Raw genomic sequence first — 20,125 nt, 5'->3', positions numbered from 1 at the left:
GCAGCAGCAGGCGGCTCTCCTTCGCCGTGGGTACTTACAACTGCCAGCAAATATTCTTCTTTAGTTAAGTCGGTAAGGCGGTACTGGTCCATGCCTACCACTTTTGCATGCACATGATGTTGTTTTGCTTTGGCTGCAAAGTCTGTAGCTAATCTTTTTGAATTGCCTGTTTCAGTTCCGTAAACAATAGTAATTTTTTTTGCTGCACTTTCGGTAACAACTTCCTGCTGCACAATTTTGTTTTTTACAATGCCATTCAAATAACCATTCATCCATATCAATTCTTCGTTGCTTGAAGCATTGATAAGGTCCGACAGTATTTTAAATTTATTTTCCACCAGCATCTTCACTTACTTTTAAAAGGTTAATATTTTTATCAATAGAAGTAAAATAATTTTCGTTGGCGGGATTGTTTTGCAGCCATGCAAACTGGTTATGTAATGCTACTACTTTACCAATAATTACCAATGTAGGGGAAGCAAATTTTTTTCCTTTTAAAGCAGCATCGTAATTGTACAAACCGGTAACAGAAACATTTTGTTGCGGCGTTGTTGCCTGCTCCACCACTGCTAATAATTTAGTTGCATCAATGTTGTGCTGTACTAAATTTTCAACAACGGTATCTAATGTTTCGCTGCTCATATAAAAAACCAGCGTATCTCTTGTTGCTGCCAATTCCTGCCAGTATTCATCGGTAACAATATCTTTTTTATAAAAAGTTAAAAACCTTACCGATGTAGCGTAGCCTCTTGCGGTAAGCGGAATGCCTGCATAAGCAGCCGCACCAGATGCCGCCGTTACACCGGGGATAATTTCGTAAGGAATATTATTGTCCACTAAAATTTGTAGCTCATCCAAAATATTACTGAAAAAAGAAACATCACCACCTTTTAATCTTACTACTAATTTATTTTGTAATGCATATTTTAAAAGCAGCTGACAAATTTCCTGTTGCTGTACAGAAGCATCCCTGTTGTATTGTTTACCAACATAAATTATTTCAGTACCTGGTTGTACATATTCCTCTAAAATTTTTTCACTTACCAATCTGTCAGTTAAAACAATATCTGCCTGTTGTAAAAAGCGGGCAGCTTTTACTGTTATTAACTCCGGATCGCCGCAACCGGCAGCAGCAAGAATTACAGCCCCTCCCGACCTCCCCCGGGGAGAGGAGTTGCGGAGCTGCAAATCTTTATCTTTCTTTTTTTCCGGCATATCAGCATTTACTAATTAATCAACAACATAAATCTTCGCTTTCATCTTCTCCATTTCCCTCCCCGCCATCCGGCGGAAGGATAGGAGGTGCTTTCTCCTTCGTGGAAGATTGAGGCGCTAATACAATCCCTCAATACTCAAATATCTTTCCCCGGTATCATAATTAAACGTCAACACTTTTGAACCGCTGGGAATTTCTTTTAATTTTTTTGCAACAGCAGCTAAAGAAGCGCCTGTAGAAACGCCAACAAAAATACCTTCTTCTTTTGCGATGCGTTGTGCATAAGTGTAGGCCTCCTCTTTACTAACCTGTATAATACCATCTAAAATTGCAGTGTTTAAAATGGAAGGTATAAAGCCTGCACCAATACCCTGCAACGGATGCGGTGATGGTGCACCACCACTTAATACCGGCGATAACTCAGGCTCCACTGCAAATACTTTTAAGCCGGGCCATTTTGCTTTTAATACTTCTGCAACACCGGTAATATGTCCGCCGGTACCCACACCTGTTATGATGTAATCCAGTCCATCAGAAAAATCATTTAAGATTTCAAGCGCTGTTGTTTTGCGGTGAATATCTGTGTTGGCAGGGTTATCAAATTGCTGTGGCACCCAGCTATTTTTTGTTTCTGCTGCCAGTTCATTTGCTTTTTCAATAGCACCTTTCATTCCTTTTTCTCTTGGTGTTAAAACAAATGCTGCACCATAGCTGCTCATTAATCTACGCCTCTCAATACTCATACTTTCGGGCATTACTAAAATAATTTTGTAACCTTTTACTGCTGCTACCAATGCTAAACCAATTCCGGTGTTGCCACTGGTAGGTTCAATAATTACACTGTCTTTATTTAATAAGCCTTTGCTTTCTGCATCTTCAATCATAGATAATGCAATGCGGTCTTTGATGCTGGCACCGGGATTATTTTTTTCTAATTTGATCCACACTTCGTGGTTGTTTCCGAAAAGACGATTGATCTTTACATGCGGCGTATTGCCAATGGTTGCTAAAATATTATTTGCTTTCATCTGTATTTTTTAAATAAAATAATTATAAGGTTCTAAAAAAGATTTTTTATCCTGTATGGTTACATCGGCTTTTTGAAATACTACAGAAAAAGGCTGCACTGCATTGGTGAGCCAAACGTTACCACCAATTACACTGTCATGGCCAACAATAGTTTCGCCACCTAATATTGTTGCGTTGGAATAGATCACTACATTATCTTCAATGGTGGGATGTCTTTTTTCGCTTGCTTTTTCTTTTTGTACACTTAATGCACCGAGTGTAACACCCTGGTATATTTTTACATTATTACCAATGTTGGTTGTTTCGCCAATTACAATACCGGTACCATGATCAATTGAAAATGATTGGCCAATTGTTGCACCTGGATGGATATCGATACCCGTTTTACTATGTGCATATTCGCTGATGATACGGGGCAATAAATTAATTTTTTGTAAGTGTAATTGATTAGCAATACGATGAGCCGCTATTGCAAAAAAACCGGGGTAAGCCACTAAAACTTCATTAATATTTTTTGCTGCAGGGTCAGCTTCATAAATGGCCTGCGCATCTAATAAAAGCTTTTGATATAAGTCAGGGATGGTTTTAAAAAATGCGCTGGCTTGTTCATCACTGTATTTCTCCTCATTCAAAACCGGGTATAATAACAATTGCAATTGCCGCTTTAATTTTTTTAACTGCGATTGAATTTCAAACTCATTATTATCAGCTTCGCTTTTGCAAATAAATAATACTTCAAAAAGTTTACGAACAAAACGCCTGGCCCTGTTACTATCCGGTAAAGAACAACCCTGTTGTTTTTTAAAATTTGCTATTTCCTGAAAAAAAATATTTTCCATAAAATTATTATTGAAACAAAACTGCTGCTACTGTGGCATTACTTGTTTCGTCGATTAAAATTGCAGCGCCATTGCTGCGGTTATTTTTATAACTGTCAAATACAATTGGTGCTGCAGTTTTTATTGATGCCCTTACAATTTCATTTAGTTTAACCTGCTGTACATCTTCAATATGTTCTAAACTGTTTACATCAATTTTGTAAGCCAGGTTTTTTATTACTGTTCTTACACTGCGGTTATTATGCTGTAATAAGTATTTGTTACCATTTTGTAACGGTTTATCATCCAGCCAGCAAAATAAAACATCTGCTTCATTTGTGGCAGTAATATTTTCTGTTGATTTTACAATGGCATCGCCACGGCTGATATCAATGTCATCAGTTAATAAAAGAGTTACACTTTGAGGTGCAAATGCTTCGGCTACTTCTATTCCTGCAATTTCAATTTTATCAATTGTAGTTTCAATACCTGCCGGTAAAATTTTTACTTTATCACCTTTTTTATAAATGCCGCTGGTAATTTTTCCGGCATAACCACGGTAATCATGCAACGCTTCAGTTTGCGGACGAATAACATACTGCACCTGGAAACGGCTGTGGGTATGGTTTACAGCATTTTCAATTTCTACTTCTTCTAAAAATTCCAGCAAGGGTTTTCCATCATACCATGGCGTTAATAAAGATTTTTCAACAATGTTATCGCCGTTTAATGCACTCAATGGAATGTAGGTTACGTTTTTAATACCTAACTGTTTTGCTAATTTACTGTATTCAATTACAATGTTATTATACACATCCTGAGAATAATTTACCAGATCAATTTTATTTATTGCCACCACCAGATGCGGAATACCCAGCAACGATGTAATGATACTATGGCGGCGGGTTTGTTCTGCAACGCCGTGTCTGGCATCAATTAATACAATCGCCAGATCAACATTGCTTGCACCAGTAATCATGTTACGGGTGTACTGCACATGGCCGGGGGCATCGGCAATTATAAATTTTCTTTTGTCGGTACTGAAATAGCGGTACGCCACATCAATCGTAATGCCCTGTTCTCTTTCGGCCCTAAGCCCATCCGTTAGTAAGGCCAGATCAATTTCGCCATTGTCTTTATTCTTGGTGCTTTTTTCTATAGCTTCCAAATGATCAGCTAAAATATTTTTGCTGTCGTATAGCAACCGGCCAATTAAAGTGCTCTTGCCATCATCAACACTTCCTGCGGTTATAAATCTTAAAATATCCATTGTAATAATTTGTTATTGTGTAATAAAAAAGTCTGTAGGTGAATGGGCTCATTGACCATTCACAATTCACCATTCACTTCTAAAAATACCCACCCTTCTTTCTATCCTCCATCGCTGCTTCAGTTACCTTATCATCAATTCTTGTTTCGCCTCTTTCACTTATTCTTGTAATTTTAATTTCATTTACCACTTCGTCTAATGTAGCAGCAAGACTTTCCACCGCTGCAGTACAGGTCATATCACCCACCGTTCTGTAACGAACTTGTTTTTTTACAATCACATCAGTTTCATCAATTCTTATAAATGGCGATACAGCAATTAATTGTCCTTCGTGCTCAATCACTTCACGTTCGTGAGTAAAATAAATGGAAGGCAAAGAAATATTTTCGGCACGGATATAATTCCATACATCAAGTTCTGTCCAGTTGCTTATAGGAAATACCCTTACATTTTCTCCTTTATGAATTTTACCATTAAAAATATTCCACAACTCAGGCCGTTGCAGTTTAGGATCCCATTGGCCAAACTCATCTCTTACAGAAAAAATTCTTTCCTTCGCTCTTGCTTTTTCTTCATCACGCCTGGCACCGCCAATGCAGGCATCAAAGCCAAATTCTTCAATAGTATCTAGCAAAGTGTAAGTCTGCAGCCAGTTGCGGCTTGCAAATTTTCCTTTGGGTTCAGTTAAATTTTTTGCTCTAATGGTATCTTCTACTTTGCGTACAATTAATGTAGCACCCACTTCGGTGGCCAGCCAATCTCTGTATCGCAATGCTTCAGGAAAATTATGGCCGGTATCAATATGTACTAAGGGAAACGGAATTTTTCCGGGGGCAAATGCTTTTTTTGCCAGTTGCACCAAAGTAATAGAATCTTTACCACCACTGAATAAAAGCGCCGGCCTTTCAAATTGCGCCGCCACTTCTCTAAAGATGTGAATGCTTTCCGCTTCTAATTGTTCTAAATAATTTAACGTGTGTTTGCTCATATTTTATTAGTCTATTAGTTTAGTAGACTGCTATTTAAAATTTTTTTAACTCCTTACAGTTATCTCTTCATGTATATGTAATCCGCATTCTTTTTTATCAGCATCTTCCCACCACCAGCGACCTGCTCTAAAATCTTCACCGGGTTTAATAGCTCTTGTACAGGGTGCACAACCAATGCTCACAAAACCTTTATCATGTAAAGGATTGTAGGGGATATGGTTGGTACTGATATGTTTTTTTACATCTTCAGTTGTCCAGTGCAATATGGGATGGTACTTTATAATTTGGTTGGCTTCATCCCATTCAACAACAGGCAGGTTGGTTCTGTCTGCAGAATGTTCGGCACGTAAACCCGTTATCCAAACTGCATTTCCTGCCAATGCTCTTTTTAATGGTTCTACTTTTCTTATAAAACAACATTGCTTTCTGTTATCTACCGATTCGTAAAATGAATTGGGGCCTTTGGCTTCTACAAATTCCTGTAGCGCATTTGCCTGCGGATAATATGCCTGTATTTTAGTTTGATATTTTTCGTTGGTGCTGCTCCATACAGAATACGTTTCTGCAAAAAGACGGCCTGTATCCAAAGTAAAAATTTTTACCGGTAAATTATTGCTGAGTATTTCATGTGTTACCACCTGGTCTTCGTAACTAAAGCTGGAAGAAAAGGTGACCTGTCCGGGAAACTGCGTGGCAAGTTGCTGAATAAATTCAGCTATGCTTAGTCCATTAAGCTGGTAGAGTAATTGTGAGATAATATTTTTTTGTGTATGGGGCATTTTTAAAGCATAATTAAAGTTGGAAATATTATTGACAACCTGGTTTAACAACGGTAAACCAGATTGGTGCAACATTTGCACATACACATTATGTGAGGAATATAGAGCATAGCTTTTAAAGTCTATATAATTGGTAGACAAAGATAATGGATAACTTTTAAAATGTCCGTATAAATTTGTCTGCCCCGTTAATTTTAGAAAAATATTAATAAATAGTATAAAAATCCGCCAAAACCCAATAACCCCATTTATGATAACGTTGCCAATTTAATAGTTTGCTGTAATTAAACCACACCAGCCAGTTCAAGACTGCGTTTACTAATTTTCTTATAATCAATATTTTCAATGATAGCATCGGGATAAAGTATCAGGGAAACACCGGGCTGTTTCCACCAATCGCTGGTAAATAATTTATCAGCATGTATTACACCCGACAGCCAGCTAAAATTAAATTCATTATGCCATTCTTCTATCCACTCAAAATTGTCTTTATTTAATTTGCTGATATTATCCACGCTTACAAAAACTTTTAAATAAAAATCATTGGTAAGCCGGGTATCTGTTTGATGATGTATTTTTTTATACTCGTATTTATAATCGTATCGCAATGCAGAAATATCACTCAATACCGCAGAGGCTGTAGGAAATGCCCCGGCACCCTTGCCTTTAAAAAAATGTTTATCCGCAAAAGTACTTTCGGTTGTTACCGCATTAAATTCATTTTTTACATGGTACAGATCGTCGGCCTCGGTTACAAACTGCGGCAATAAAAATGCAGCCAGTTTTCCATTGGTTAATTTTTGTGCATTGGCTACTAATTTAACAGCATATTTTTTTTCTTTAGCAACAGTGGTATCATTTAAAGAAATATTTTCTATCCCATTGAAAATAAAAGCATCTGTTTTTGCTACTACTCCAAATGAATGTGCTAATAAAATCGCCAGTTTATTGGCGGCATCAAAACCGCCAATATCTAATTTAGGGTTACTTTCTGCAAAACCCAGTTGCTGTGCCAAAAGCAAAGCAGCATTAAATTCTAATTGTTCATCAAAAATTTTTGTCAAAATAAAATTTGTAGAGCCATTAATAATTCCTCTTATCGATTGCAAAAGATCGTTATCATAATATTCTTCTAAATTTCTAATGATGGGCATGCTGGCGCAGCAGGAAGCTTCGTACAAAAATGGCGTTTGATATTTTTCCTGCAGTTGCAGCAGTTCTTCAAAATGTTCGGCAATCATTTTTTTGTTGGCACTCACTACCGCTTTACCGTTTTGCAAAGCAGTTTTTACAATTTCAAATGCTGCATCTGCATCATCAATTAATTCTACAATTACGTTAATCTTATCATCATTCAATAATTGTTGTGCATCAGCAGTAAAATTTTCTGCACCAATACTTCTTTTTTTATCAATATTTTTTATGCAGATTTTTTTTATGGAAGATTGTAATGTTGGTGTACTGTGCAGTACATCGTACAAACCTTTACCTACTACGCCAAAGCCAAAAAGCCCGATGGTTAATTGATTAGTTGCCATGAAATGGTTAATTAGTTTATTTGTTAATTGGTTTATTAGTTGATGAACATTCTTACCAGGAAAGTGTTTTTTGAAGTAGTGAGCTTTTTCTCAACCGCCGACAGGGCTGAAAGCCGCTGTCGGGGTTGCCGAAAACAAAAAAGCTCATCCGTAAATCAGATGAGCTTTTAATATTTAGTTGAAGATATTTAAGGCTTTTAATCTGACTTATCTGTCCCGTACGTACGGGATGGAATTGGCACCTTTTCTTTTGTCATCCTGAGCTTGTCGAAGGATAAAAAAAGATAGGTTGTCAAGGCTTCATCGGGCCATTACCCTCTGCCTTTCTTGATAAGAGATGTTTAAAGAACTGGAGCAAAGATATAAGTATAGCCGCGAAATTTCCAAATAAAAAATATAAAATATTTGCAAAGAACGCTACAAGCCTTTACTGTACTGTTTTTTAAGATGTTTTATAATTTGAAATATTGTTAATACTGAAAGACAAAAAAATATAATGGCAATTGAAATAATTAAAATGTCGTTGCTTGTTATAATATTTTTAAGTATCGCTGCTAAAATTGCATTTAAAATTAGTACCAGAATAATGCTGATAAGATTATCTTTTTTGCTTTCAGCATTGATAATTCCCGATATAAACAGGTATAAAACAATTGCAATAAATAATGCTGCATACAATTTGTATAAAAGCGGGGAGATGAGAATATGTAGCACTGCTAAAATTCCTGTACTTAATGACCACTTATCTCCGGGAATTATTATTAATAGCGCTGAAATTGAAGTAAATATTTTGAAGGGGTTTATAGATTTTGCCATTGTACAAATTTGTAAGGGCAAATGTATTGCAATGGATTTTTAAAGTATTTGACATATGTCAAAAAATTGATTAAAGCTTTACTCTTTAATGCTGAAAAATTATTTTAAATTCTTTTTCAGCCATTCTTCCTGAGAATTGGCTAATTGTTCTATTGTAACTAAGGCAGCAATTTTAGCCTGCCCTTTTATAATTGACTTGGTTACAAAAGAATGCTCGATCACTTCATCTTCCTTCATACCCAGCAACTTCATTAATGGTATCATTTTTTCGCTGCCAAAATGTTTAAACAATGGCTCATCCATAGAGCTGTACACAATGATCTTTTCTAAAGGCCAATTTTCTACCAGTGTTAATTCCTTTTGATGCAGTGGATAATGTTCTGCAAAAACTACATTTTTGTTTTGCAACATCCCGCTATGCATATTTTTTGCATCTATCACTTTCATTTCATCAAGTTGATGCTCCGCAAATATTGTTTTAATTTTTTTTAGGGTTTCGCTAAACCAGCAAATGAATAAGGTATCGGGTTGTGCTTTGGCCAACGCAATGCAGGCGTTTATTTTTGCCGTTGCGCTAATGTAAGTTCTGTCTGTAAAAATGCTTTCGGGTGTGTTATCTTCTTTTTTACCAAATAAATTAAATGACATAATACATAATTGATGATGCAAATTATGCCAAAACGAAAAGAAACCTGGGCAAAGAAATTTTTCCCAAAACTCAGCATCGCATAATACTGAACTTAAAACGGCACAATTCAAAAATATTTTCCAACGGTATTAATAAAACAAATTATAGCCAACTAAATAGTTTAGTTTTTGTTTTATCTTTACAATAAGTAAATACAAATGGCAAAAAGAAAAGTATCTGCAGAAGAAACAGTAGCTAATAACGATTTTATAGAAGTGTTTGGTGCCCGTGAGCACAACCTCAAAAATATTGATATTAAAATTCCAAAAAATCAATTGGTGGTTTTTACCGGCGTAAGCGGCAGCGGTAAATCATCATTGGCGTTTGATACTATTTATAACGAAGGCCAGCGCCGTTACATGGAAAGTTTTGGTGCCTATGCCCGTCAGTTTGTAGGCGATATGGAGCGGCCTGATGTGGATAAGATCACCGGACTTTCTCCTGTAATCTCTATCGAACAAAAAACTACCAACAAAAATCCACGAAGCACTGTAGGCACCGTTACAGAAATTTATGATTTCCTGAGATTACTATATGCAAGAGTAGGAGAGGCCTACAGTTATAATACCGGAAAAAAAATGGTGAAGTTTAGTGAAGAAGAAATTGTTACTGCTATATTTGATAAATATCAAAATAAAAAAATAAGTTTATTAGCGCCATTGGTAAGAGGAAGAAAAGGACATTACAGGGAACTGTTTGAAGAAGTAAGAAAAAAAGGTTTTTTAAAAGTTAGGGTAGATGGAGAAATAAAAGACCTGGTGGCTAAAATGCAGGTTGATCGCTATAAAATTCATGATATAGAATTGGTGGTGGACAGATTGCCGGTGAATGATGAAATGAAATTTCGGCTGAGCCAGAGTGTGCAAAAAACTTTGCAGTTGGGAAAAGATTTAATGTTTGTAGCCCCATCCCAACCTCCCCCCGGGGGGGAGGAGCTTAAAAATCCTGCAAAAAAGAAAAGTACTAAAGAATCGAAAGAGTCTGAAGCCCCTACTCGGGAGGGATTTGGGGAGGCCGTAGCTATATTTAGCAAACAATTGATGTGCATCGATACCGGCATCAGTTACGAAGAACCATCACCCAATGCCTTTTCATTCAACAGTCCTTATGGTGCTTGCCCCACATGTAAAGGTTTAGGCAATGTATATACTATTGACATGGACGAAGTGCTGCCCGATAAAACTAAAACGGTAAAAGAAGGCGGCATTATACCATTGGGAGAAGAAAGAGAAGCCAGCGTTTACCAACAGGTGGTAGTGTTTGGAAAAAAGTATAAAATTAATTTAGCAAAACCAATAAAAGATCTGCCTAAAGAACATTTGGATCTGTTATTGTACGGCGATCAAAATATTGACGGCGATTTAAATTTAGATCTGAGTGATGAAACTGTTCCGTTGGAATATACCGGTAGCTACGAAGGCATAATCCCGATGCTGAAAAGATGGTTCACTTCTCCTAACAGTAACGAAGCATTAAGGGCATGGGTAGAAAAATATATGCAATTGGCCGATTGCACCACCTGCAACGGTACACGACTAAAAAAAGAAAGCCTTTGGTTTAAAGTAGATGACAGAAATATTGCAGAATTGAGTGCCATGAATTTAGATAATTTAGCGGCATGGTTTGATGGAGTAGAATTGAGGTTGAATAATAAACAAAACGCTATTGCAAAAGATGTTTTAAAAGAAATACGGGAGCGGCTGCAATTTTTATTAGATGTGGGATTAACTTATTTAAGTTTAGGCAGGCCCTCCAGAACACTGAGTGGGGGCGAAAGCCAAAGGATTAGGCTGGCCACACAAATAGGCAGCCAACTGCAGGGCATTACTTATATTTTAGATGAACCAAGTATTGGATTGCATCAAAGAGATAATCAAAGATTGATTGCTGCACTGCAAAATTTACGTGATATTGGTAACAGTGTTCTGGTAGTAGAACATGATAAAGATATTATGCTGGCCTCCGATTATTTAATTGATATTGGCCCCAAAGCCGGCACACATGGCGGACAAATTGTTACCCAAGGCACTCCGGCATTTGTTCTAAAATCTAATTCGGAAACTGCACAATATTTAAATGGTAAAAAAAATATTGACATTCCAAAAGAGCGCAGAAAAGGAAATGGAAAATTTATTGAACTGAATGGTGTAAGCGGAAATAATTTACAAAACGTTTCTGTAAAATTTCCGCTGGGTAAATTGATTTTAGTAACCGGTGTAAGCGGCAGTGGCAAATCAACTTTAATAAATGAGACTTTATATCCGTTGCTGAATAAATTTTGTTACAACAGCAAAGCCAATCCATTGCCTTATAAAAATATTAAGGGCATGGAGTTGATTGATAAAGTTATTGAAATAGATCAAAGCCCCATTGGCCGTACACCACGTAGCAACCCTGCAACCTATTGCGGATTTTTTACCGATATCAGAACTTTATTTGCTGCAGTGCCCGAAGCAAAAATTCGTGGTTACAATGCAGGCCGTTTTTCTTTTAATGTAAAAACCGGCAGGTGCGATGTTTGCGAAGGCGGTGGCATGAGAGTTATTGAAATGAATTTTTTACCCGATGTTTATGTGCATTGCGAAAAATGTAATGGCAGAAGATACAACAGGGAAACTTTAGAAATTCGTTACAAAGGAAAAAGCATCAGCGATGTACTTGATATGACGGTGGATGAAGCAGTAGAATTTTTTCAGGCAGTGCCTTATATTTTTAGAAAAATAAAAGTGTTGCAGGAAGTTGGTTTAGGATATATCACCCTTGGGCAAAGTGCAGTAACACTCAGCGGTGGCGAAGCACAACGTGTAAAACTTAGTACCGAGCTTGGTAAAAAAGATACGGGCAAAACATTTTATATTTTAGATGAACCTACAACAGGTTTACACTTTCAGGATATACAGCATTTACTGGAAGTATTAAAAAAATTGGTAGACAGGGGCAACACCGTTTTGGTAATTGAACATAATATGGATGTAATAAAAGTGGCCGATCATATTATTGATATTGGCCCCGAGGGTGGCGATGGTGGTGGCAAAGTTTTATTTGAAGGTGTGCCCGAAGGATTGATAAAAGTAAAAGAAAGTTTTACCGGCAAATTTTTGCAAGCGGAGTTACAATAGATTGTTTGCTTAGTTTAGAAAAGTATTCAAAACTCACGTCAGCGTTTAAGTAAAGCAAATTGTCAAATATAGAAGTATTAATCTCTTAAAATAAAAACTATTGTTATGAGCGATGATAATATTGGCAGATTTTTCAGCTATGATGATATGGATGATGCCGACGATGATGAAAAAAGTGAAAGCTGGAAACCGATAAAGCAACACGGAAATGCATTATATCGCAAAAGCATAGATATTTTAAATCTTGCACAAACCATGTGCGATATGTTGCCCGAAGATGATGACCATGCAGAAAGTACAAAGCACATGATTATGCAAAATGCCTATCTTATTCCTGCTAAAATAAAAGGTGCTATGGCAATGAAATATTACAGCCTGATGATAGAGAATGCGGTAATTGTAAAAGTAAATGCTGTAGAATTAAGGACTGCTCTTTGGGCATGTAATACATTGCATGGTATAGAACAGCAATACACTGATGTGCTGCGTAACGAAATAGAAGCCTTTAGAAAAATATTTATTGATTGGATAAGTTCTTTTATTAAAGAAAATGATTTGCCCGACGAATGGCATTTATTTAACGACCCTGCTTCTTTTCCTGATGATGTTGAACCATTTAATGCAAAAGATTTTTTTGAGAACTTTGATCCTGAAGATGATTAAAATAAAAAATTCACCTGCCTTGCGGCGGATGAATTCCTTATTCGATTATTTCTACTCACAAAAATTAGTAAAAAGGATAGCAACGAAATTGTAAGATGGTGGTTTCAGGGGTAGCAAGTAACATAAAAATATTCCTTGGTATCCTCGGGGGTTAACTTCTGTTGTATCGCTTTGTACTAAAAAACTTTAAAATTTCATATAATGCAATATTAAGAACATGCAGGTTAAAAAAACAAATGCAGCTTTTAATGTTGTTGGGTTAATTTGTAAATTATTATTCATAGATATAGGTTTTTAATATTAATAAACCGATGGGCACCTTGTTTGTCTTGCTGCCCTTCTTGCAAATGAACTTTCATAAATTGGTCCCAGCCTGATGCCTACTTTTGCAATAACAGAAAAATAAGTATCACCATATTTTAAATCGCCACGTTGCGTTCCTGCAGGATATCTCGTCATACCCGGATAAATAATTCCAATAGATTTATCGTATAATCTTGTTGCAAGTGCTGCCTCCTGTGCAGGTAAATACTTGGCAAAATTTCTTGGATCAATATAATTTTGACTTAAATCATCAATGTAATCAGTAAAAGTTTTTCTGTATAGCAATTCCACACCTGCACTTATCCTGTCGCTCACATAATATTTTATACCTCCGCCAAATGGAATATTCATTTGTGTTAAATCATAAGGTTTACTCTTAGGGTATTCAGCCATTCCCTGGCCTTCAGTACGTAATGGATGTAAATAATACCAGGTTTTATTTCCCCTGCTGTCTTTTAAAGAACCTTGTGGATTGAAATGAAAAACACCAATACCAATTAAACCATAAGGCCTGAACCTTGGTTCATTTTCCGGATCGTTACTAAAAAGCATGGTGGGATATAATTCAAGACAGGCATTAGCCTCCCAAACATTTGTCCTAAAATCCAGGTTACGTTGTTTCCGCCATAATTCATCAAGGCCATTAGTATTAATTGCAGCATCATCGCCTTCTAAATAAGTAAGGGCTGCCGATAATCTTAAACCAGCCCATTTTGTTGGGTACATAGTTACATATGCACCTTTCATTAATTTGGTAAATTCTAAATTAACATCTTTTGTAAAAGCGTGGGTCCCTTTGCCGGCGTTACCGCCCAAGTCGCCTAAAAAAAAACTTGGGCCAAAGTTTAAGCCAACTTCCCATTTAATTTTTTCGCCACCAAAAATAAATCCCTGGGAATATGATTTACTAAGGAGTGTAAAGCAAATCATTAAAAGCAATAAAGACTTACCAAAAAATTGGGGTAAACGTGGTTTCATCAGACATTAGATTTAGTATTTTCTACAGATATTGGACAAATAACAAAGCGAATAAATTTTCACTATTCTTTCATCACACAAAAAAATTTACAGCGCTATTCATTAAAACGGAAGCTTGTGTTAAATATTGTTTTTGTCTTTACAATTATTTTAACAGCAGCATTTCTATATGTGGAATATTATCTTCTAAATATTCTTCGCTGCATTGTAAAAACCCCATGCCTTCATAAAATTTTTTTAAATACAACTGGGCACCAATTTTTATTTCGCTGCAGTTAAAAAGGCTAAAAGCATTGCCGATGCTTAATTCCATCAGTTGTTTGCCCATGCCGCTGCGCCTGAATTTTGGAGAAGTAACCACCCGGCCAATGCTGGCCTGGGTATAGGAAATTCCCTGCGGAATTATACGTGTATAAGCTGCCAATATATTTTTTTGCCAGCCCATAAAATGATAACTTTTTGCATCTTTATCATCCGCATCCTGGTACACACAGTTTTGTTCCACCACAAAAACTTCGTTACGCAATTGCATTATGGCATATAATTCTGCAGGGGTTAAGTCATCAAATTTTTTAAGTGTCCAATTTATTTCCATAGTAGCAATTCGCCTTTGGCGTTTTTTCATTTTTGTAATCAGCATTTTTTCTTAGGTCAACTTCATTGGTCTGGCCTAAGGCGAGACACTCTTCAACAGTATATCTTCATTCAGCCCCATAAATTCATTACTCCATTAATTATATTGCACCTCTTCATTCTCTGCACCTCAGTTTACCATTAATTTGCATTATTCATTTTAAACAACATCACATCTGCAATAGATTTTGCCCTTGTTTTTGCCAGCGTTGCAATTTTACCTTTATACAATTCATCTACAGTGGATGTAAATAAATATAACCAGCTTGTAAAATGTTCTTTTTTCAACGATACTTTATTATTCAGATCGTAATGCACTTCCATCGCATTTTTTTTATACACCGGGTTATCTAATAAAATAGTTTCCCAAAAATCTACTATCACCGGTATATGATGTGGCCAGTCCATAGCCACCACTTCATTAAAAATAAAACCTATCGTTGTATCCAGTTTTACTTTTTCATAAAAACTAACAATCAATTTTTCAATATCTGCCCGGTTTTCAATATCGCTCATTTAGTTTTTTTTAAGTAAGGCAAAATTGCATTTATGCTCACCGGTTTTTGCTGGTCGTCAATTTCAATTACAATTACATACCCATCGGCTCCACCAGCTTTTTTAACCGCATCAACTAATTTTTGCTGGTTGCTGACGGTTCGTTTACCATCTGTTGTACTCCAAATTTCTTTAGTACACAAACATCCTTCAGTTGGCGTAAGCGGATAATAAATTTGGCCTTTGTAATATTCAGGATCAACAGTGGTGCCATGTGCAATAATTTCTGTTCGTCCTATTACACTTGCATAATAACTTTGAAAAATCGGGTGATAACTTTGTAATGCTTTGGGTAATAACTGCTGGTATAATTCTTTTGTCCAAACAGAATCTTTAATGGTACTGTCTTTTAAAAAATGTTGTACACTCGTTTCGAAGGGCATGGTTAACTGTATATTTTCAGTTGTACCAATGGCATCAATTTTACTTGTACCAAAACCATACATTCTAAAAATACCCTGCGGTGTATTGCCGTTGGTTAAATATCCGGGCAGGTTGCTGATGCTCCTGGCCAATTGAGGCACAGAAAAAATAATGCCCTTATCATCAGTAATAAAATTGCCGTTGGTATCTTTTATAATAACAAGGCCGGGATAGTTTCTGTTTTTTCTTTGAATACTATAAACAACAGTATTGCCTTTTAAATAATTGCTGTTTATTAAGAGGTTTAATTTTAGTTTCGCTTTATAGCTTTCTTTTTCTGCCAATTGCATAATGGGCCAAAGCAGTTCGTATAATATATATGAATCAGTTTCTGCATTATCAAAATTTCCCACTTTTTTATTATAGATGACAGCTCCTATTTTGTCTATATTTTTTAATGATTTGTCAGCTTTTAATAAATACTCTGCACACATGGCAAATACTTTTGCATTTTTAGTATTTAAAAATAGTTTGTTGATAGCAGCTTTAAATTCCCAGGTATAATTAGCATACATCAATTCCATCAATGCCCTCTGAAAACCTGCAGTTCTGTTTTCAATACTGTCAAAAGCCATTTTTATTTTTTCATTAACCCACGGTTGTTTGTAGCGTATTAATTCCATCGCATAAAAAGCATCCTGCCAGTCGGCTTCGGTTTCATCGTTTAAGGGTAGCGACAAATTTTTTATGATGGATGTGTTAATGATGTAATTGTAAGTTTTCTCCCGGTTGGCTTTTAAAGCACCCTTATAAAATGGTACTGTAGCAGTTTGTGCCTTGCTGCTAAAACTTGGAAGCAATAAAAAACAAAAAATAAAATAGACGATTGATTTCATCATTACAAAGTAAATGTATTGGCTTAATAGCCGTATTTGTTTTTCCATAAAGTTTTTAAAAACTTGCGCAACTCTTCTTCTCTTGCATTATTACCCGGCGTATAAAACGCAGTGCCTTTTATTTCATCCGGTAAATATTCCTGCGGCGAAAAATTGTTTTCATAATTGTGTGAATATTCATACCCTTTACCATAACCTTCCTGCTTCATTAATTTGGTAGGCGCATTGCGGATGTGTAAAGGAACGGATAGATCGCCTTGAAGTTTTACTGCATTCATTGCAGCACCAATAGCCACGGTAGCCGAATTGCTTTTTGCACTGGTAGCTAAATAAATAGCACACTGCGATAATATTAACTGGCTTTCAGGATAACCAATTTTATTTACCGCATCAAACGCAGCATTGGCTAAAAGCAATGCATTGGGGTTAGCATTACCAATATCTTCACTGGCCAATATTAATAATCTCCGTGCAATAAATTTTACATCTTCACCACCTTCAATCATTCTTGCCAAATAATATACCGCAGCATTTGGGTCGCTGCCACGAATTGATTTTATAAAAGCAGAAATAATATCGTAATGCTGTTCGCCTTTTTTATCATAGAGTGCAACTCTCTGTTGTGCAACATCCATCACTAACTCATCTGTGATTGTAATGGTATCATCAGAAGCTGCCAACTTCCCTCCTTGGCTGGGGGAGGCTGTTACCAGTTCCAATAAATTCATCAACTTCCTTGCATCGCCACCCGAAATATTTATAATCGCTTCTGTTTCTAACAATTCAATCTTTTTTGTTTTTAAAACCACATCGGTTTGTATGGCATGATGTAATAAGGTGATCAGATCTTTTTCGTTCAATGCTTTTAAAATGTACACCTGCGTCCGGCTCAGCAAAGCACTGTTCACTTCAAACGATGGATTTTCTGTAGTAGCACCAATTAAAGTAATGATACCTTTTTCTACTGCCCCCAGTAATGCATCCTGCTGGCCTTTATTAAATCGGTGGATTTCATCAATAAATAAAATTACATTTTCTTGTTTTTTTGCAAGGTCAATTACTTCACGTACTTCTTTTACGCCACTGCTTATGGCACTTAAGGTATAAAACGGCACCTGTAAAGTATGAGCAATGATATTGGCAATAGTAGTTTTGCCCACACCCGGCGGGCCCCATAAAATCATGCTGGGTACTTTGCCCTGCTCAATGGCTTTACGCAAAATACTTCCCTTGCCGGTAAGGTGTTGCTGTCCGGTTAATTCATCCAGTGATGTGGGGCGTAAACGTTCGGCAAGAGGAGGAAGATTCATGAAACAAATTTACCACAAAAAACGGGGAATGAATTTTTTGAAAATATTTAATCTTTTAAAAGTTATTGACGAAAGTAATTATTTATTACCTTAAGCAAAGAGCAATTGCAGTTAAGGAAAAGTTTGACAACTCATTTCTATAAATTATTTTTCACTTTTTTTGAATCTAATATTTCTTTTAACTCCGTAAGTTGTAATGCTGAAATATCTCGTTTTGGTATTGGGTTGGCAAATTGCCTGTTTTGCCAAATAAGTAACCAGTTTTTTGTTATGGCAACCTTAGCTATTTTATCCAGACTTAACTGAGAATTAAAAGATTCTCCTTTCATGGTTAGATTTTCATTGTCAAAATTATATTCGATCAGTTCACTTATTCTATTGCTGATATTGAAATTTCGTTTTGCAACAAAATAAGTAAACAGAGGTAAAAACAATAGCATTACCACCGGAACAATAAGTTGAGTGAATGAAACGCTTGGAATTAGTATTACTGTTACTATTGTAATAAGTAAGAATATAAAGATAAGGACAGTGAAAATTTTTATTGAAATTTTGCTATACAATAAAACTAAGTTTATTTTAATAAAATCTTTTTCTGTTAGTTGTGATTTAATAAGCATAATTTTTTATTCAATTTTTTAAGAAAATGTTTTTAAACAGGAAGATAAAATGTCAATGCTAATATTGAAATACAGATAATTTACGGAAGATAAAAATAATCGAATTAACAATTGTAAACTGTATCACTGCACATTCGACTCCAAAAAAACCTGCACATTATTAAATGCATTACCATAAGTAGCATTATCCCAATCGCCATGGCCTTTGCCATTATATAAAATGTATTGATTGATTACAGCTGCAGCAGTTAATTTATTTTTTACTGCAACAGATTGAGAAGGATTTACCAAAGGATCGGCACTGCCATGTAATAAAATAGTAGGTGGCGCACCTGCAGCAATAAAAGTTACCGGGCTGGAGTTGGTGTAAAGTGTTGGGTTACCTGTTGGCGTTGCACCAATAGCCTGTGCCAGCACCGCAGATAAAATTGTTTGGCCACCAACAGGATTATTGTACATGTCCGTTAAATCGCTTGGACCAAAAAAACTTACAATAGCTTTTGGTTTTACAGGCACAGTATATTTATAACCCTGCAGCATGGCTAAATGTGCGCCTGCACTTGCGCCAATCAAAACATATTTATCGCTTATTAAATATTCGGCTGACTTACTAAAAATAAATTGCAGTGCAGCCTTCACATCATTTTCCTGTGCAGGAAAAACATTTGTTGTGCCTGCAGATAAACGGTAATTAATATTAAAAATAGCGTAGCCGGGTAAACGTCTTTTCATGGTATCAACAAAAGCATTCAAATCAATTTTATCGCCTGTTGTCCAGCTGCCGCCATGTATCATTACCATTACTTTGGTTGCAGTAACGGTTCTGCCTGCCGGTAAATACACATCCATTTTTTGTTGGGCATCGGTGCCGTAAGCAACATTGGGTAATGTTTGTGCAGGAGTGGTAGTAGCGCCACCGCCGGTAGTAGTATTACTGTTTTCTTTTTGGCAGGAATAAAGTATTACAATTATGCCAACTGCCATCAATAATTTATGATATTTCATACTCCAGATTTTATAAGAAAAGATAAAGAAAATTTATGTTAACAAATATGGAATTTTAAGATATTCATCCTAGTTTTCAGATTCAGTTCCTAATTGTGAAAGAACATCGTTGTTTACTACGTCACTTTTAGTTTTTTTGCGAATTATCCAATAAAGAATACATAGGTATATCGCAGTAACTGTCATGCACAAAAATGAGACAGTGTAGAGCGTATGATATATATTCTTATCAAGCCCTCTGTAGATTAAACTTACAGATCCAGCAATAAGTAATACAGTAAGGATGGCGAACAAAATATAAGTAATAGCTCCAAATACTTTCCCTTTTTTTGATAGCTGTTCACTTAATTTATACTTCCTGATTAAACTATAACAGGCCCAATTAAATGGCACTATTATAACTAGGAACAGCGCTAAAAAAATCATGGCTATAGAGAATTCCCCAGGATTTTTCTTTTCGAAACTAAAACTTATGCCTTCGCAAATAAGAAAGAAGGATAAGATAAAATTTAAAAT

At 36.0% G+C, this 20,125-nt stretch carries 20 protein-coding genes and 1 riboswitch; of the genes, 3 read left to right on the top strand and 17 right to left on the bottom strand.

Annotated elements, in window-relative coordinates; genetic code table 11:
• From ACY65O_RS20815 to ACY65O_RS20780, 8 genes are all read right to left on the bottom strand, one after another.
• Window positions 1-344: flavodoxin domain-containing protein (locus ACY65O_RS20815; protein WP_462222785.1), on the bottom strand; the 344-nt coding region annotated here is incomplete at its 3' end.
• Window positions 328-1,215: a uroporphyrinogen-III C-methyltransferase gene (gene cobA, locus ACY65O_RS20810; RefSeq protein ID WP_462222784.1), complete on the bottom strand. Its 888-nt coding sequence runs from the start codon at window positions 1,213-1,215 to the stop codon at window positions 328-330. The genes ACY65O_RS20815 and cobA, both read right to left, overlap by 17 nt.
• 117 nt (window positions 1,216-1,332) lie before the next feature.
• Window positions 1,333-2,244 (bottom strand): cysteine synthase A, encoded by a 912-nt coding sequence (cysK, locus tag ACY65O_RS20805; RefSeq protein WP_462222783.1) that lies wholly within the window; start codon window positions 2,242-2,244, stop codon window positions 1,333-1,335.
• A gap of 9 nt (window positions 2,245-2,253) precedes the next feature.
• The gene (gene epsC, locus ACY65O_RS20800) at window positions 2,254-3,084 is read right to left on the bottom strand and encodes a serine O-acetyltransferase EpsC (protein ID WP_462222782.1); all 831 of its coding nucleotides are present in this window, start codon (window positions 3,082-3,084) and stop codon (window positions 2,254-2,256) included.
• 7 nt (window positions 3,085-3,091) lie between these two features.
• Window positions 3,092-4,333: a sulfate adenylyltransferase subunit 1 gene (locus ACY65O_RS20795; protein ID WP_462222781.1), complete on the bottom strand. Its 1,242-nt coding sequence runs from the start codon at window positions 4,331-4,333 to the stop codon at window positions 3,092-3,094.
• Window positions 4,334-4,412: 79 nt separating this feature from the next.
• Window positions 4,413-5,321 carry a sulfate adenylyltransferase subunit CysD gene (cysD, locus tag ACY65O_RS20790; protein ID WP_462222780.1) on the bottom strand — a complete coding sequence of 303 codons (909 nt, stop codon included), beginning with the start codon at window positions 5,319-5,321 and terminating at the stop codon, window positions 4,413-4,415.
• A gap of 45 nt (window positions 5,322-5,366) precedes the next feature.
• Window positions 5,367-6,101 carry a phosphoadenylyl-sulfate reductase gene (locus ACY65O_RS20785; RefSeq protein ID WP_462222779.1) on the bottom strand — a complete coding sequence of 245 codons (735 nt, stop codon included), beginning with the start codon at window positions 6,099-6,101 and terminating at the stop codon, window positions 5,367-5,369.
• A gap of 284 nt (window positions 6,102-6,385) precedes the next feature.
• Window positions 6,386-7,639: a homoserine dehydrogenase gene (locus tag ACY65O_RS20780; protein ID WP_462222778.1), complete on the bottom strand. Its 1,254-nt coding sequence runs from the start codon at window positions 7,637-7,639 to the stop codon at window positions 6,386-6,388.
• Between the two features lie 204 nt (window positions 7,640-7,843).
• Window positions 7,844-7,976: riboswitch (SAM riboswitch) on the bottom strand.
• Window positions 7,977-8,135: 159 nt separating this feature from the next.
• On the opposite strand from ACY65O_RS20780, the gene ACY65O_RS20775 reads away from it, so the two are divergent.
• Window positions 8,136-8,498 carry a hypothetical protein gene (locus tag ACY65O_RS20775; RefSeq protein ID WP_462222777.1) on the top strand — a complete coding sequence of 121 codons (363 nt, stop codon included), beginning with the start codon at window positions 8,136-8,138 and terminating at the stop codon, window positions 8,496-8,498.
• Between the two features lie 56 nt (window positions 8,499-8,554).
• Here ACY65O_RS20775 and ACY65O_RS20770 read toward each other — a convergent pair whose 3' ends face one another.
• The gene (locus ACY65O_RS20770; RefSeq protein WP_462222776.1) at window positions 8,555-9,103 is read right to left on the bottom strand and encodes a hypothetical protein; all 549 of its coding nucleotides are present in this window, start codon (window positions 9,101-9,103) and stop codon (window positions 8,555-8,557) included.
• A gap of 198 nt (window positions 9,104-9,301) precedes the next feature.
• On the opposite strand from ACY65O_RS20770, the gene uvrA reads away from it, so the two are divergent.
• The gene (gene uvrA / locus ACY65O_RS20765) at window positions 9,302-12,262 is read left to right on the top strand and encodes an excinuclease ABC subunit UvrA (RefSeq protein WP_462222775.1); all 2,961 of its coding nucleotides are present in this window, start codon (window positions 9,302-9,304) and stop codon (window positions 12,260-12,262) included.
• A gap of 105 nt (window positions 12,263-12,367) precedes the next feature.
• Window positions 12,368-12,925 carry a hypothetical protein gene (locus ACY65O_RS20760; protein WP_462222774.1) on the top strand — a complete coding sequence of 186 codons (558 nt, stop codon included), beginning with the start codon at window positions 12,368-12,370 and terminating at the stop codon, window positions 12,923-12,925.
• 300 nt (window positions 12,926-13,225) lie between these two features.
• Here ACY65O_RS20760 and ACY65O_RS20755 read toward each other — a convergent pair whose 3' ends face one another.
• The 8 genes from ACY65O_RS20755 to ACY65O_RS20720 form a co-directional block, all read right to left on the bottom strand.
• Window positions 13,226-14,227: a hypothetical protein gene (locus tag ACY65O_RS20755; protein WP_462222773.1), complete on the bottom strand. Its 1,002-nt coding sequence runs from the start codon at window positions 14,225-14,227 to the stop codon at window positions 13,226-13,228.
• Window positions 14,228-14,372: 145 nt separating this feature from the next.
• Window positions 14,373-14,852, bottom strand: coding sequence for a GNAT family N-acetyltransferase (locus ACY65O_RS20750; RefSeq protein WP_462222772.1), 480 nt, complete (start codon window positions 14,850-14,852; stop codon window positions 14,373-14,375).
• A gap of 149 nt (window positions 14,853-15,001) precedes the next feature.
• Window positions 15,002-15,376, bottom strand: a complete 375-nt coding sequence (locus ACY65O_RS20745) for a group III truncated hemoglobin (protein WP_462222771.1) — start codon at window positions 15,374-15,376, stop codon at window positions 15,002-15,004.
• Entirely contained in the window at window positions 15,373-16,722 is a 1,350-nt protein-coding gene (locus ACY65O_RS20740) for a hypothetical protein (protein ID WP_462222770.1), read from the bottom strand. Before ACY65O_RS20740 ends, ACY65O_RS20745 begins: the two co-directional genes overlap by 4 nt.
• Entirely contained in the window at window positions 16,698-17,984 is a 1,287-nt protein-coding gene (locus tag ACY65O_RS20735; protein ID WP_462222769.1) for a replication-associated recombination protein A, read from the bottom strand. Before ACY65O_RS20735 ends, ACY65O_RS20740 begins: the two co-directional genes overlap by 25 nt.
• A gap of 137 nt (window positions 17,985-18,121) precedes the next feature.
• Complete coding sequence (locus ACY65O_RS20730; protein WP_462222768.1) at window positions 18,122-18,604, bottom strand: YcxB family protein; 483 nt, start codon at window positions 18,602-18,604, stop codon at window positions 18,122-18,124.
• Between the two features lie 123 nt (window positions 18,605-18,727).
• Window positions 18,728-19,609, bottom strand: coding sequence for an alpha/beta hydrolase fold domain-containing protein (locus tag ACY65O_RS20725; RefSeq protein WP_462222767.1), 882 nt, complete (start codon window positions 19,607-19,609; stop codon window positions 18,728-18,730).
• Window positions 19,610-19,678: 69 nt separating this feature from the next.
• A partial coding sequence (locus tag ACY65O_RS20720) for a hypothetical protein (RefSeq protein ID WP_462222766.1) occupies window positions 19,679-20,125 on the bottom strand: 447 nt, incomplete at its 5' end.

Source organism: Ferruginibacter sp., from assembly GCF_031430955.1.
Lineage (GTDB): Bacteria > Bacteroidota > Bacteroidia > Chitinophagales > Chitinophagaceae > Ferruginibacter.
The sequence above is the reverse complement of the archived record's forward strand: the minus strand, read 5'-3'. Positions and strand labels throughout refer to the sequence as shown.